The organism is Draconibacterium orientale (genome assembly GCF_900111425.1).
Taxonomy (GTDB): Bacteria; Bacteroidota; Bacteroidia; order Bacteroidales; family Prolixibacteraceae; genus Draconibacterium; species Draconibacterium orientale.
This window is the reverse complement of record NZ_FOHT01000038.1, coordinates 37,144-51,074: the sequence shown is the minus strand read 5'-3', so window position 1 is coordinate 51,074 and position 13,931 is coordinate 37,144. Positions and strand designations below refer to the sequence as shown.

Annotated in this window: 14 protein-coding genes; all 14 read right to left on the bottom strand. The window is 38.2% G+C overall.

Annotated features, from left to right (window positions below):
* On the bottom strand, positions 1–978 hold a 978-nt coding region (locus BMW53_RS17745), incomplete at its 3' end, for an IS4 family transposase (protein WP_074781079.1).
* Between the two features lie 308 nt (positions 979–1,286).
* Complete coding sequence (rfbC, locus tag BMW53_RS17740) at positions 1,287–1,868, bottom strand: dTDP-4-dehydrorhamnose 3,5-epimerase (RefSeq protein WP_038563105.1); 582 nt, start codon at positions 1,866–1,868, stop codon at positions 1,287–1,289.
* Positions 1,869–2,057: 189 nt separating this feature from the next.
* Entirely contained in the window at positions 2,058–2,420 is a 363-nt protein-coding gene (locus BMW53_RS17735) for an endonuclease domain-containing protein (RefSeq protein WP_038563101.1), read from the bottom strand.
* Positions 2,421–2,520: 100 nt separating this feature from the next.
* Positions 2,521–3,393 (bottom strand): glucose-1-phosphate thymidylyltransferase RfbA, encoded by an 873-nt coding sequence (rfbA, locus tag BMW53_RS17730; protein WP_038563098.1) that lies wholly within the window; start codon positions 3,391–3,393, stop codon positions 2,521–2,523.
* A gap of 622 nt (positions 3,394–4,015) precedes the next feature.
* On the bottom strand, positions 4,016–5,071 hold the full coding sequence (gene rfbB / locus BMW53_RS17725; protein WP_038563096.1) for a dTDP-glucose 4,6-dehydratase: 1,056 nt from the start codon (positions 5,069–5,071) through the stop codon (positions 4,016–4,018).
* Positions 5,072–5,090: 19 nt separating this feature from the next.
* The gene (locus tag BMW53_RS17720; RefSeq protein WP_038563093.1) at positions 5,091–5,372 is read right to left on the bottom strand and encodes a GIY-YIG nuclease family protein; all 282 of its coding nucleotides are present in this window, start codon (positions 5,370–5,372) and stop codon (positions 5,091–5,093) included.
* Positions 5,373–5,659: 287 nt separating this feature from the next.
* Positions 5,660–6,217, bottom strand: a complete 558-nt coding sequence (locus BMW53_RS17710; protein WP_038563090.1) for an REP-associated tyrosine transposase — start codon at positions 6,215–6,217, stop codon at positions 5,660–5,662.
* Positions 6,218–6,528: 311 nt separating this feature from the next.
* Positions 6,529–6,969, bottom strand: a complete 441-nt coding sequence (locus BMW53_RS17705) for a WxcM-like domain-containing protein (RefSeq protein ID WP_038563087.1) — start codon at positions 6,967–6,969, stop codon at positions 6,529–6,531.
* A gap of 6 nt (positions 6,970–6,975) precedes the next feature.
* On the bottom strand, positions 6,976–8,106 hold the full coding sequence (gene wecB, locus BMW53_RS17700) for a non-hydrolyzing UDP-N-acetylglucosamine 2-epimerase (protein WP_038563084.1): 1,131 nt from the start codon (positions 8,104–8,106) through the stop codon (positions 6,976–6,978).
* A 101-nt stretch (positions 8,107–8,207) separates the two neighbouring features.
* Positions 8,208–9,347, bottom strand: a complete 1,140-nt coding sequence (locus BMW53_RS17695) for a polysaccharide biosynthesis C-terminal domain-containing protein (protein WP_038563081.1) — start codon at positions 9,345–9,347, stop codon at positions 8,208–8,210.
* A gap of 97 nt (positions 9,348–9,444) precedes the next feature.
* Positions 9,445–10,482, bottom strand: a complete 1,038-nt coding sequence (locus BMW53_RS17690) for a polysaccharide biosynthesis protein (RefSeq protein ID WP_038563078.1) — start codon at positions 10,480–10,482, stop codon at positions 9,445–9,447.
* A 23-nt stretch (positions 10,483–10,505) separates the two neighbouring features.
* Entirely contained in the window at positions 10,506–11,609 is a 1,104-nt protein-coding gene (locus BMW53_RS17685) for a glycosyltransferase family 4 protein (protein WP_038565661.1), read from the bottom strand.
* Positions 11,610–11,649: 40 nt separating this feature from the next.
* Positions 11,650–12,846, bottom strand: a complete 1,197-nt coding sequence (locus BMW53_RS17680; protein WP_074781077.1) for a glycosyltransferase — start codon at positions 12,844–12,846, stop codon at positions 11,650–11,652.
* Positions 12,847–12,848: 2 nt separating this feature from the next.
* Entirely contained in the window at positions 12,849–13,928 is a 1,080-nt protein-coding gene (locus BMW53_RS17675) for a CapA family protein (RefSeq protein WP_038563067.1), read from the bottom strand.
* Positions 13,929–13,931 lie beyond the last annotated feature (3 nt).

The following is a 13,931-nucleotide window of genomic DNA, read 5'->3' as shown; positions in this document are numbered from 1 at the left end:
AAAATTTAATTCTTGTTTCAGAAACCTGAAAAAGACTTCAATGTCCCAACGTTTCTTGTAATATTGCAGAACCTCTTCAACGCCAATTTCAAATAAGTTGGTCAGAAACCAATATTCTGTACCGTCTTCCGGATGCCGCGTAATTGTTAACCTAAAAGTCTCTTCAGGGAAAACCCAATGCTCTTTCCTGTTTTTAGGTAGTTGAACCTCTAGTTCTTTGATTAATTCAAGAGAGCCAACAAGTCTGTTGTTTCCATTTTCTAATTCGCGAACCAGCTTATATTTTGCCTTGGGATTAATTCTTGTCACAAAAGAAGTTCCCTGTTGTGAAAGCCTGCAGAATGTTTCTCGTTTACCGACTCCACGGTCAAATGTAAAAATGGCACTTTTATCCTTCCTGGCATAATCAAATACTACCTGAGGAATAGTTGTGTCTTCACTAAGACACTTTCTGTTTGTAAATATTTTTGTCATGCATGGCAAATCTCCATCAAATGCCACGGTAAATTTTATTTGTTTCTTTCCATCCTTTTTGCACCCCACGTTCATGCCTTCTATAAGTTTGTTAGCTGCTTCGGCAACCATCGAAGAATCAACTCGTATCAAACGTACCTGTTCTCGCTGCAAACGGCTGTAATAAGTACTAAAATAGTTGTAAGTTAATTCGTAAGCTTGCTGGAAAAACTCAATATTTATTACACTAAGTCTCTCTGATATTGAACTGTGACGAATAGTTTGAGTAGTATCAAGGTTAAACAGAAATTTGAATTGGGCACTATTAAAAATATCTTCCATTGTACGCAAGCTATTACGTTGACATTCTACCAAAGCATAAAGTATTAAACAAAAAATGCTTTTACCATCTAATACTTTTACGTAGTAATTAACCTTTGTCCGTCTGGCAATCTTATTGAGTTCCTCATCTGGAAGCAATGACAACAGTTCAGTAATCGATATTTTTGATTGTTTGCCTGTCAATTCTATGAATCTTCGTGACAGGGCAAAAATAAATTTGAAAATTTAAGCTATACCCCAAAATTCCAGTAAGTTATTAAGGTCAACATCAAAAAAATGTTGAAACCACTTGAGTTTCAAGAAAAAATCTTCCGAACACTCCTAATTTGCAATCCGTGCCATTGCTGAAAACAATAGTATCTTATCACCCTTACATGCAACAGGCCATTTTCTCCGGCAGAATTAATTGCTCTACTATGGTACATATATATGTCAGCCTTTTAGGCTGAGGCACACATTACAAATGTGCGCCAGCGAGTGAAGCAGTGAGTTTATCGGTAAACATTTTCTCTCGAAAATACGGCATATTCAAAATCACTGATATCTTTTATCAAGGGATGTTGTGTATCTTTTTCTGATAACTGAATGTCTTTGTCCGGTATTTGCCAGTCGATGCCAATTGCAGGGTCATTCCACATTAAACCTCCATCGAATTCCGGCGCATAATAGTTGTCGCATTTGTAACTAAAAAGCGCCGTTGGGCTAAGTACGGCAAAACCATGGGCAAATCCACGGGGAATCCAAAGCTGACGTTTGTTATCTGCTGAAAGCCTCACTGGAACATGTTGCCCGTATGTAGGCGAATTCAAGCGGATATCCACAGCAACATCCAATACCTCTCCCTGCAGTACACGAACCAGTTTTCCCTGGGTATGTGGCGGACGCTGGAAATGTAATCCCCTTAAAACCCCGTATTGCGAAAAAGATTCGTTGTCTTGTACGAAGTTCACCTGACCAATATGTTCTTCTATTACTTTTTGCCGGAAGGACTCCATAAAGTACCCTCTGTTGTCACCAAAGACTTTTGGTTCGAAGATGAGTACTTCGGGGATTGTTGTATTTATTACTTGCATGTTTTTATATGTGATTTTCTGAGAACGTTTCTCCTCCTGGTCAGGAGGAGGGGACCAACGAAGTTGGTGAGGTGGTTGCTTTCATACTATTAAAATTGTTTGTTTTTAGCAGTCCGTCAGCTGACGGATGGAACTCGCAAGTATTTTACTATTCCTCTTGGACGTAATTTTTTACATGCTCGTTTCATTTTAACTCTTTTTCTCACCAAAATCAATAATATCCTGTTTTATAATCTCAGGGTACTCATATACCCAACGGTTTTCATAATGTAAAACTGTAACTCCCAGATTATTCAATTGCTCATCCCTTTCACTATCTCGTGCAATACTATTCAAATCGGCATGAACCTCGCCGTCTAATTCGATCGCGAGTATTAGTTCGTAACAAAAGAAATCAACTATGTAGTTTCCAATAGAATGTTGTCTTCTGAATTTGTATCCATTTAGCTGACGTTTCTTTAGCATTTGCCATAAAGTAGCTTCAGCGGCTGTTGAATTATTGCGTAAATGTTTTGGAATTGGTTTATAGAACTTGCGGTTGTGGAGCTCCATTTTTTTGATTAACGTTAATTTCACAAACTTTTGTATACCACCCCACCGCAGTAAACGCGGTACCCCCCTCCTCGAAGGAGGGGAAACTTTAAAATCGTGTTTATTTTACCAAACTCAACAAATACTGCCCATATTGGTTTTTGGCTAAATTTTCACCTTGAGCTATTAATTGTTCTTTGGTGATCCAGCCGCGTTGGTAGGCAATTTCTTCCAGACAGGCCACCTTTAAACCTGTACGTTTTTCAATGGTTTCAATAAACGAACTGGCTTCCATCAGCGATTCGTGAGTGCCGGTATCGAGCCAGGCATAACCCCGGCCCATCAGTTCCACTTTTAATTCGTTGCGTGTAAGGTATTCCTGGTTTACCGTGGTGATCTCCAGTTCGCCCCGGGCAGAAGGTTGAATGGTTTCGGCTACCTGAACAACCGAATTGGTATAAAAATACAAACCAACTACTGCATAATTTGATTTGGGCTGTTCGGGTTTTTCTTCGATGGTGGTAACATTACCGGCTCCATCGAAAGTGCATACCCCGTAACGTTCCGGATCGTTTACGTAGTAACCAAATACAGAGGCTTTACCTTCCTCTTCCACCGCAGTTACTGCATTTTTTAACAGCGAAGTAAATCCATGGCCATAGAAAATATTATCGCCCAATACCAGGCATACATTATCATCGCCAATAAATTCCTTTCCCAGAATAAAGGCCTGTGCCAATCCATCGGGTGAAGGTTGTATGGTGTATTGCAAATTAATGCCCCATTGACTGCCATCGCCCAAAAGCTTCATGAAGTTGCTTTGGTCATCCGGCGTGGTGATGATCAGAATATCTTTAATCCCTGCCAGCATGAGTACCGACAGCGGGTAATAGATCATGGGTTTATCGTAAACCGGTAACAACTGTTTTGAAGTTCCCAGGGTAATGGGGTGTAGGCGTGAACCGGAACCTCCGGCTAGAATTATTCCTTTCATATAGTTAGACTTTTAGTATTGATATTGTGAGTTGATTTGGAATAAGAATGTTTCTCCTCCTTTTTGAGGAGGAGGGAACCAACGAAGTTGGTGAGGTGGTGGTCTCCATAGCTTTCCTATTCTTCTGATTTTGCTATTCGTACTACTTCTATTATTCAATACGAGACGCTTAATTAAGAAAGACCACCCCGTCAGCGAGAACGAACCTTATTATTCCATAACACAACAAACATCGCTGCCACCCCTCCTGGAAGGAGGGGAAATGATTGTGCTATAATTTTACCTTTTTTGATACTGCTCCTCGTAATACTTTTCATATTCGCCGCTGGTGATGTTATTGTTTATTCACCATGCGGAGGGGATTCGCGCGACAGCGGGGTTTGTTTCTCCTCCTGCCCCCCTTTGTCTGCCCCCCATTGGCCTTACCCTGACATTTCCCCCAAATGGGGGAAACGGAGCGGAAGCTTGAATTTTTGAGGAGGAGGGGACCAACGAAGTTGGTGAGGTGGTCAATTTGCATATCATAGACACCACCCCGTCAGCGTTGGCAACTAATTTATTTCAAAATTATATTTACTTACACTGCCACCCCTCCTGGAAGGAGGGGAAATTCACAGTTTATTTATCGTTCCTGGTATTGGGCTTCGTAGTATTTTAGATAATCCCCCGAAGTTACATTATTCATCCACTCTTCATTTGCCAGATACCAGTCAATAGTCTTTTCAATACCTTCTTCGAATTGAAGTGAAGGTTCCCATCCCAATTCGTTTTTAATTTTGGTAGCATCGATGGCGTAACGCAGATCGTGGCCGGCGCGGTCTTTTACGTAGGTGATTAGTTTTTCTGATGTGCCTGCTTCGCGCCCCAGCTTTTTATCCATTTTTTTGCAGATCACTTTAATCAGGTCGATGTTGGTCCACTCGTTAAAACCTCCGATGTTATAGGTTTCGCCCAATTCGCCTTTATGGAAGATGACATCAATGGCACGGGCATGATCTACCACCCACAGCCAGTCGCGCACGTTTTCGCCTTTGCCATAAACCGGCAGCGCTTTGTTGTTGCGGATGTTATTAATAAATAGTGGAATCAGCTTTTCCGGGAACTGGAACGAACCATAGTTGTTCGAGCAGTTGGAAATCACCGTTGGTAAACCAAAGGTATCGTTGTAGGCCCGGACAAAATGATCGGAACTGGCTTTTGATGCGGAGTAGGGGCTATGCGGGTCATAGCCGGTCTCTTCGGTGAAAAAGCCTTCTTTTCCCAACGATCCGTATACTTCATCGGTAGAGATATGGTAAAAGCGTTTGCCTTCCCTATTGTCCTTCCAAATGTGTTTAGCTGCATTTAGCAGGTTTACCGTCCCGATTACATTGGTAAATACAAATTCGGTTGGGTTGGCAATGGAACGATCCACATGACTCTCAGCTGCAAGATGGATAACACCATCAAACTGTTCGGTTTCAAAAAGTTCTTGTATAAAAGCCGCATCCACAATATCACCTTTTATAAAACGGTAATTGGGTTTGTCTTCTACATCTGCCAGGTTGGCCAGGTTTCCGGCATACGTTAGTTTATCAAGATTGACAATTTCATAGTTGGGGTAGTTGTTTACGAATAAACGAACTACGTGGGAGCCGATGAACCCTGCACCACCAGTTATGAGTATCTTTTTTTTCATATGTTTCTTTGCTGAGGAATTATTTTGTTTCTGGTTGAAATCCTGTGAAATAAGATTTGAGCCTGTTCTTTAAGAACATCTTACCATAGTGTGTTTTAAAATATTTTTCTCGTTTTAAGGCATCTTCTTTAGAAAGACAAGCTTCAAAATAGATCAACTTTAATGGTCTTCTATATTTTGTTGAAGGCACATTTCCTTTACAGTGCAGCTCAAATCTTAAATTCAAATCATGTGTATAGCCAGCATAATTCTGACCATCTTTTTCACTGTAAAGAATATAGGTGTAATAGAACCCTTTCATTTGAATTTATTTCACAGGGTGAAACCTGCTCCTCCGGTGATTAATATTTTTTTCATTATCGATTGTCTTCTGGTTTATTGTCTAAATTGTTTTCTCGTCCTATGAAATAAGATTTGAGGCGATTCCCTAAAAACATCTTACCATAATATGATTTTAAGTATTTTTCTTGTTTTAGTGCGTCTTTTTGAGAGAGGCATCCTTCAAAATATATAAGTTTTAAAGGTCGTCGATGTTTTGTCGATTGAACTTCCCCCGCTGCCGCGCGAATCCTTTCGCGTGGTTTGTAGTTATTTAACTACAATTATATTCTTTAATAATCCTTTTTCTCCGGCATAATCTATCGCGCTACTATACATATAATCTTCTGCTCGAAAAACTAATCCTTCTTCTACTGGATTTTGGTGAATGTAGTTAATTTTTTCATCGATCACTTTATTGCTCCATAATTCAATCGGCCTATTGTCATGTCTCCAGAATTGATTCTTACTTACATTTGATGTCAGTGCCCCAGCTTTTTGAAAATGTTCAAGCAAAATTTCTTTTCGGCTTTCTCGTGGGTTTTCTTTTATTGCTTTTATTATTGCATTACTTGTAAACCGCTTGAAGTCTCCTAGTAACTGTTCTGGCTTAACTTCATCTTTATCACTCCTGAAAACTAAATGCACATGACTAGGCATTATACACCATGCAAATATTTCCATGCCTTTGTTTCTCTGACAAAAGCTTAAACTATCGAGTATAATATTCTTGTATTCATTCCTGATAAAAACATCCAACCAGTTGACAACTGCAAAGCTGACAAAATATACACCATCGGGATTATGGAATTTATAGTTACGGCTCATATCGTTTTTTATTTCGGGATTGTAATAGTACAATAACTCTAAGAAGATCTTAGCCTTTTGCTAAACCACGCGAAGGGATTCGCGCGGCAGCGGCGGCTAAACCACACGAAAGGATGTTGTTTGTTCAATCACCACGCGAAGGGATTCGCGCGGCAGCGGCGGTTCGGACTTATAGCTTGCATGCGCCGTAACGATACAGCCGTATTCATCGTTGATTTGTTCTTTTGTTCCAAAAGAGACACGAATCGCAGATCTGCGTCAGCGGTGCGGCATCCATTACACATGTGCACAAGTGAGAGAAGCATGGAGTTTTAAAATTGACTCCAGTCCAGCCAAAGGTCTTTTTCAAAGCGGATTTTATCGTCCAATGATTCATTAAGCGCGTAATCAGAAAATACTATGATTTGTGAGCCAGGCTCCAGCGCTTTTAAACCGTTGGCATTACCAGGAGGAACTGATAATACGTTGTTTTCAGATGCTTTTAGTATTTCATATTGAGCGTTAAGCTTGACAGAAGGATTTTTAAAATTATCAATCTCAACCCAGGCCACCACAAAGCTGCCTTTTAAACATTTAAAATATTTGTGTTCTTGCTGATGGCCTTGCCAGGCACGAACAACACGTTTATCGGGATGTTTGATTACGTAGAACCGTTTTACATTGGTCAAATCGAAATCGTTGACATACGAAAGCTCTCCTCGTTCATCGGAATATAATCCCCCCCTAATTAAAAGTGGTTGTTTATTATTCATTGTAAATTATTTCCTCCATACGTTTTGATTGATATAGTCCGTATAAGCCAATATTATTCTTACAACCTTATCAGAAACATTTGGCATAGAATAATCATATACTGGTCTGAAATTTCTTTCTTCGTCAACATGCTGGTATTGCAATTGAACCAGGCCTTGTAAAATGCGTTCAGGATTTAAGCCTACCATCATTACCGATGCTTCTTCCATGGCTTCCGGTCTTTCATGGGCTTCGCGTATATTTAATGCTCTGAAATTCATTATGGAAGATTCTTCTGAGATCGTGCCGCTGTCGGACAGTACCGCAAAGGCATTTTTTTGCAGGTGATTGTAATCGTGAAAACCCAGTGGTTTCATTAATTGAATAAGCGAATTAAATTCTGTTCCCTTTTCATTTATTTTATTCCGGGTACGTGGATGGGTGGAAACAATTATTGGGAACTGATATTTCTCCGCAACCCTATTTAGGGTGAGTACCAGTTTATCAAAGTTCGTGGAATTAATATTTTCCTCACGGTGAGCTGAAACCACGAAGTAGTTGCCCTTTTCCAGTTTTAATTTTGATAAAACATCCGATTCATCAATCTGTTTCCGATTCGCCTGTAGCACTTCAAACATCGGGCTTCCGGTTTTTATTACACGATCGGCCGGCAGTCCCTCTCGTAATAAATATTCCCTGGCAATGGAGCTATAGGTCAGGTTAATGTCGGATATATGGTCAACAATTCTACGGTTGGTTTCTTCCGGGACACGCTGATCGAAGCACCTGTTGCCTGCTTCCATATGGAAAATAGGGACTTTTCGCTTTTTGGCTGCTATGGCACATAAACAAGAATTGGTGTCGCCCAATACCAAAAATGCATCGGGTTTTTCCTCTTCCAAAACAGGATCAATGTTAATTAATATTTTTCCCGCCGTGGTTGTGGCATTTCCTCCTGCGGCATTTAGAAAGTGGTCAGGCTTTCGTAATCCCAGGTCGTTAAAGAATACTTCGTTTAGCTCGTAGTCGTAATTCTGACCGGTGTGAACTAAAATATGTTGGATGGCTTCAGATTGATCTAACTTTTTTAGTACTTCCGATAATCGGATTATTTCGGGACGTGTACCCACTACAGTTAGTACTTTTAGCTTTTTCATGATATGTTAATGGAACGCAGATGACGCTGATTTTGCGGATTTGCGCAGAGTTTTATTGTTATACTTTTAAGGATTTAAGGCTGGTAATACTGACTAAAAATTTAAACTTCTTCGAAATAAGTATCGCCATCTTCCGGATTATAATGTTCGTTTATCCAGAAAATGGTATACAATTCTTCTTCACCGATGTTGGTAATATTATGGGTAAACCAGATGGGCATATCCACGAAAGAAGGCTGACTGCCATCCAATTCGAAGGTATAGACTTCGCCGGTTCCTATTTTTCGTAGTTCAATTTTGGCTTTTCCCTTAATGACGGCAAAACGCTCTGCTTTACGGGTGTGAAAATGATTACCACGCGTAATGCCGGGCACAGTAGTTGAAAACGATACCTGCCCTCCACTGTTTAGTTTTACGGTTTCAATGAATGAACCTCTGTCATCAGTATTTAACTTAAGTTTGAACGGAAAAAAGTTTTTGTGGTCGATGTAGCACAAAAATGTATTAAAAAGGTTACGTTCGAACGGTTCGTCAAGGTTCGGAATTATTCCTTTTTCAAAGTAATTCTTTTTAAATTCACTGAGCTTGTCGAGCAGGGCTGAAACTTTTATCTGTGAGGTGTTGGGAACAAAATATTTGGTTACCGGAGATTGGGCATCGGTTACCGGCCTTTCAATTTGGCCTGTTATTTCGGCAACCAATTCAGCAACATAAATTAAATTGATTTCGCCATCAGTTTGAATGGTCGGATTTTCGTTGTGGGTTAGCTGATGACAGAAGGTTGCAACCACCGAGTTGTAATAGGGCTGACCAAATGGACCAAACACATTGGGTATTACCAGACCTGTAAATCGGGCATTGTTATTTTCTGCCCACTTTTCAAGCAATTCACGTCCTTCTTGTTTTGATTTACCGTAAAGGTTATCGCGTTCTTCCTGGGTGGAGGAAGAAAAAAGGATATGCGGAGCAGATTGAGTAGCTTCGCAAGCTTCAATCAGCTGGTTGACCAACTTAATATTGGTTTGATAAATGACCTCCGGATCCTTATGGCGGTTCATGGCGGCCAGGTGCACAATTGCGTCGCACTGCTTTACAAACTGCTGTAAGGATTCTTCTGACTTAAAAAAATCGTCTTCAAAAGGTATTCGTTCATATTTATCAGGGTACAAGCCTAGTGTGTTGTAAAGATGTGTTCCTACAAATCCGGCTTGTCCGGTAATTCCTATTTTTATTTTTGACATCTAATTTCTATTTTAGGTGATTAGCGTCTGAACGCATTTGCATGAGGTTCAGTTTTAATAGTATTCTTAAAGTACCATGTACTGTAAGGTGTAGTTGCTAATCCGGGTATTGAAAACCCTCTTCGCCCAATACATCTTTGCGGACTAAAGGCAATTTTAACAACAATTCCTGCATACCTTTAATATCGAGGCGACGGGTGTTGTGCGAGTGGTAGTCTTCCAGTTTGGAAATTTTTTCTTCCCCTTCTTCAAAATATTTGTCGTAGTTCAAGTCGCGATCATCGCAAGGGATACGGAAATAATTGCCCCGATCCACATGTTTGGCCATCTCTTCGCGGGTAACCAGTGTTTCGTACAATTTTTCTCCGTGGCGGGTGCCAATTACACGAACCGTAGTATCCTTTTTATACAGCCCTTTTAATGCTTCAGCCAATACATCCAAGGTAGCAGCCGGTGCTTTTTGCACAAACAGATCTCCGTTTTCACCATTCTGGAAGGCATATAATACCAAATCAACTGCATCTTCCAGCGTCATCATAAAACGAGTCATGTTGGGGTCTGTAATGGTAATATCGTTACCTTCTTTGATTTGTTTCACCCATAAAGGAATAACAGAACCCCGGCTGGCCATTACGTTGCCGTAACGTGTGCAGCAAATGGTCGTGGCCGCGTCTTTCCCTAAAGCACGGCCTTTGGCTATGGCCACTTTTTCCATCATGGCTTTGCTGATACCCATGGCATTAATGGGGTAGGCGGCTTTGTCGGTACTCAGCACCACCACGTTTTTTACCACATGCTGGATGGCCGAATCCAAGACGTTTTCGGTACCAAAAACATTGGTGCGTACCGCTTGCGTTGGGAAAAACTCGCACGAGGGGACTTGTTTGAGTGCCGCAGCATGGAATATGTAATCCACTCCCATCATAGCCCCATCTACACTTCTTTTATCTCTGACATCGCCAATGTAAAATTTTACTTTGGGATTATTCAGGCGATGACGCATATCGTCCTGTTTTTTCTCGTCGCGACTGAAAATACGGATTTCTTTGATATCGGTATCAAGGAAGCGGTTAAGTACGGCGTTGCCGAAAGAGCCTGTACCACCTGTGATTAAGAGTGTTTTGTTTTTAAACATGATTTATGTGGTTTTTTATTTGATCATGAAATAAGTTCATTTATTTTGTCTTTATATAATTTAATAACAATTTCTTCCGAATATTTATTTTCAGCTATTCTTCTACCTTCTTCTCCCATTTTTAATCTTTCTTCCTGAGATAAGTTTATCATTGTTTCCATTTTGTTTTGGAGGTCGTCAGCGTTTTTTACCTGACAGAGAAATCCATTCGTACCATGTTCCACAACTTCTCGACAACCTGGTACATCAGTTGTTACAATTGGAAGATTCATTGCTGCTGCTTCAATTAATGATTTTGATAAGCCTTCCCTGTATGAAGGTAAAACCATAACATCTGTTTCAGCCAGAACCTTAACCATATCATCTTGTTTACCCAAATATTTTATTTGCTTATTTTTTACCCAGTTTTTTAACTCTATTTCTGTTATTGCTGTTTTATTGGCGTAACCCAGTTCGCCAACCATTGTAAAATTTACGTTTGGATATTTTTTTGAGAGATTTTGTGAAGCTTTCAAATATTCAATAATACCTTTGTCTTTTAGCAGACGACCTACAAATAAAAAACGTTTACCGGAATTACTTTTTCTTTTTATTGAAAACTTTTGTGTATTTACACCGGACCCGGGCAAAACCGAAACCTTATCACCTTTTACCAGTTTTGCTTGTATGAAAAGCTCTTTATCGGTATTATTTTGGAAAAATACCCAGTTACTGTTTTTAAAAGAATAGTGGTACAAAAATTTACCAACTATTGAAGCAAAACTATTTTTTATAAATAAAGTACCTAAGCCACTCACATTGTTTATTACCGGAACACCAACTTTTTGGGCGGCCAGATTTCCATATATATTCGGCTTTATTGTATAACTGAGAATTATATCAGGCTGTATTTTTAAGAAGATTCTCTTATATGCTTTGACCAGTTTTATATCCTCGAAAGGGTTGGTTCCTTTATGATTTATATTGACTTTAAAGTGTTTAATCCCATGCGTTTCAAGTTTTTTTACATATTTATCCTGGGGAGACACAGCATAAACTTCATGACCATCAGCCAATAAAACTTTAATTAACCCAAGCCGGAAATTATAAATGTTCCAGGCCGTATTGATCGAAATAACAATTCTCATTACAATAGGATACGATATTTGCTGTTTGCCTTCAACAAGTTTATATTTTTTGAAGAAAACGTTCTGTTTTATCTTTGAAGTTTTGATAGGAAAAAAGTTCGGATTTAGCACAGTTTTGCTTCATTTTATTAATAGCCATTGTATCCATTTTTAAAATTTCATTCATTTTATGCAGATGTAAATCTGGTTTTGATAAATCAACAACAAATCCATTTTCCCCTTCAAAAATATAATTTTGTAGGTCGCTGGTATTGTTTGTTATTACAGGTGTTCCGCATGAAATAGACTCAACAACTTTTGTTGGAAAACCTGCTTTGGTCATTTTATTTATATCCCTAAATAAAATTGAATAATCAGACTGGGCAATTTTCTGACGTGCAATTCTATTTTCGATTGGACCATGAAATATCACTTTATCTTTTAGTTCATTTAATTTATCTTTTTGATAATCAACGACAGTAATATATTGGTCATAAGTTAATCCATAGACATCAAAAATGAAATCATGTTCTTTAAGCTTATACAGCGTATCAATTACCTTATCTAATCTGTCTTTAAAAGATTTTGGGTTTACATTAGTCGCGTTTATTGGAAATGGTTCGCCTACATAAATAATTTTTGTTGTTTTATGTGTTGAAATGTTATTATAGAGTTGGTTAAAATGAAGAGTGTTTACCAGCGGCGGGATAATTATCGTATTGTCAACTCTTTTTTTGTAATACTTTTGGAGATAAGAGCTGATAGTTATCACCCCATCTACCTGATTATTTAGATATCGTTTTTGATAATTCGTGTCAAAATATTTTACAATGCGAAATATAAGGCCTCCAGAACCGATAGCTAACCAATCAACAACATCTGTCAATATTTTAATGTTATTTTTTTTTGCAAACGATTTTAGTAGTGAACCAAATAATGATATTGTGGGGCTGCCGTATAATATAATTATATCAATGTTTAAGTCTTTAATCAATTTTGCAACCTCAATGTATCTTTGTTTGTATGCAATCCAACCTCTTACACCCTTGGGATATGGTAAGTTATAATATGCAAACCCCTCGAATTCATTCCTGGTTTCCGGAAGATTTGAATTTTCATTTAATTGTTTATCTAATCCAATAAAAAAAGTTTTGTAGCCTAATTCACGGAAAAGATAGCCATTGCCTAATACCCTGGCACCTGAGGCATTCCCGTTAGGGAACGAAAAATTTCCTACATAAAGTATTTTCTTTTGCATACTTAAAGAAATTTGGAGAATTGTTTTGTGTATTTGTATTTATTTATTTTTCCAATTAAATAAGCACCAATAGCGTAGTAGTTTAATCTTTTAACATACCAACCAAATGTTTTTTTTCCAAATTTCTTTTCTCTGAAATCTTTATCCGAAAATTGAGAAACTCTTTTGTTTTGGTAGCTGATTGGGTCTTTTATGTTTTTAATTTCATTAGATAAATTTGTGAGTTTGGAATCTATTGAGGCAACTTTTATTTGATTGTTTATTTCTTTAATGCCAATTGTTTTGTAGTTAATAATTCTATTTTCATCAATTGAAACATCAAAAATAAATGATTCTCTGTTTTCATCGTTTTGGGTAAGTTTCATACCCGTTCCTGAAATCGCCTCGCAATCGTCAAAACAGAAATTACCCTGACTGTAAGCAATTAGTGAATTATTTATTTTTTCGACTCCCTGAATTACATGAGGATGATGACCGCTAATTATAATATCGTTTTTTTTTGCCAGCAAATGAGAAAATTTAATATGCTCGTGTCTAGGATAATTCGTATGTTCATCGCCCCAATGTATGGATAAAATACTTGTTTTACCGGCAGCTTTATCTTCTTCAACCTGTTTTATAACTTCCTTGTAATCTAAAGTATTAACGCCTTTGTTTTTAGATGTTGAATTGTAGCCAATAGCATTTGTAGAATAGCAAACAAACCCTCGTATTACAGCATTGTTTATATCAATTGATTTATTGTCAATTCCAAAATAATCAATTCCATTAGAAGTCAATATCTTTACGGTATCTTCAATTCCTTTTCTTCCAAAATCGTAAGTATGGTTATTCGCTAAAGAAACGATGTTGATGTTTAAATATTTGAGTAAATTAATATTAATTGACGGTGAACGTAAATGCATTGATTTACAAACCATTGTGCTTTCCTTGTCGGTTAACGGTGATTCTAAATTTCCAATAACAAAATCATAATCTTTTAATACTTCTGCAATATCTTTAAGAGCTGATTTTGCATTTGGATTTTGAGTTAAATCGTATTTGCCAATTAGGGCTATATCTCCTAAAAATGCAATTTTCATTAT

Bases quoted from the DNA above. Each gene is read 5' to 3' on its own strand.
- rfbC (WP_038563105.1), bottom strand. From the start codon at position 1,868: ATGCAAGTAATAAATACAACAATCCCCGAAGTACTCATCTTCGAACCA.
- BMW53_RS17735 (WP_038563101.1), bottom strand. From the start codon at position 2,420: ATGGAGCTCCACAACCGCAAGTTCTATAAACCAATTCCAAAACATTTA.
- rfbA (WP_038563098.1), bottom strand. From the start codon at position 3,393: ATGAAAGGAATAATTCTAGCCGGAGGTTCCGGTTCACGCCTACACCCC.
- rfbB (WP_038563096.1), bottom strand. From the start codon at position 5,071: ATGAAAAAAAAGATACTCATAACTGGTGGTGCAGGGTTCATCGGCTCC.
- BMW53_RS17720 (WP_038563093.1), bottom strand. From the start codon at position 5,372: ATGAAAGGGTTCTATTACACCTATATTCTTTACAGTGAAAAAGATGGT.
- BMW53_RS17710 (WP_038563090.1), bottom strand. From the start codon at position 6,217: ATGAGCCGTAACTATAAATTCCATAATCCCGATGGTGTATATTTTGTC.
- BMW53_RS17705 (WP_038563087.1), bottom strand. From the start codon at position 6,969: ATGAATAATAAACAACCACTTTTAATTAGGGGGGGATTATATTCCGAT.
- wecB (WP_038563084.1), bottom strand. From the start codon at position 8,106: ATGAAAAAGCTAAAAGTACTAACTGTAGTGGGTACACGTCCCGAAATA.
- BMW53_RS17695 (WP_038563081.1), bottom strand. From the start codon at position 9,347: ATGTCAAAAATAAAAATAGGAATTACCGGACAAGCCGGATTTGTAGGA.
- BMW53_RS17690 (WP_038563078.1), bottom strand. From the start codon at position 10,482: ATGTTTAAAAACAAAACACTCTTAATCACAGGTGGTACAGGCTCTTTC.
- BMW53_RS17685 (WP_038565661.1), bottom strand. From the start codon at position 11,609: ATGAGAATTGTTATTTCGATCAATACGGCCTGGAACATTTATAATTTC.
- BMW53_RS17680 (WP_074781077.1), bottom strand. From the start codon at position 12,846: ATGCAAAAGAAAATACTTTATGTAGGAAATTTTTCGTTCCCTAACGGG.
- BMW53_RS17675 (WP_038563067.1), bottom strand. From the start codon at position 13,928: ATGAAAATTGCATTTTTAGGAGATATAGCCCTAATTGGCAAATACGAT.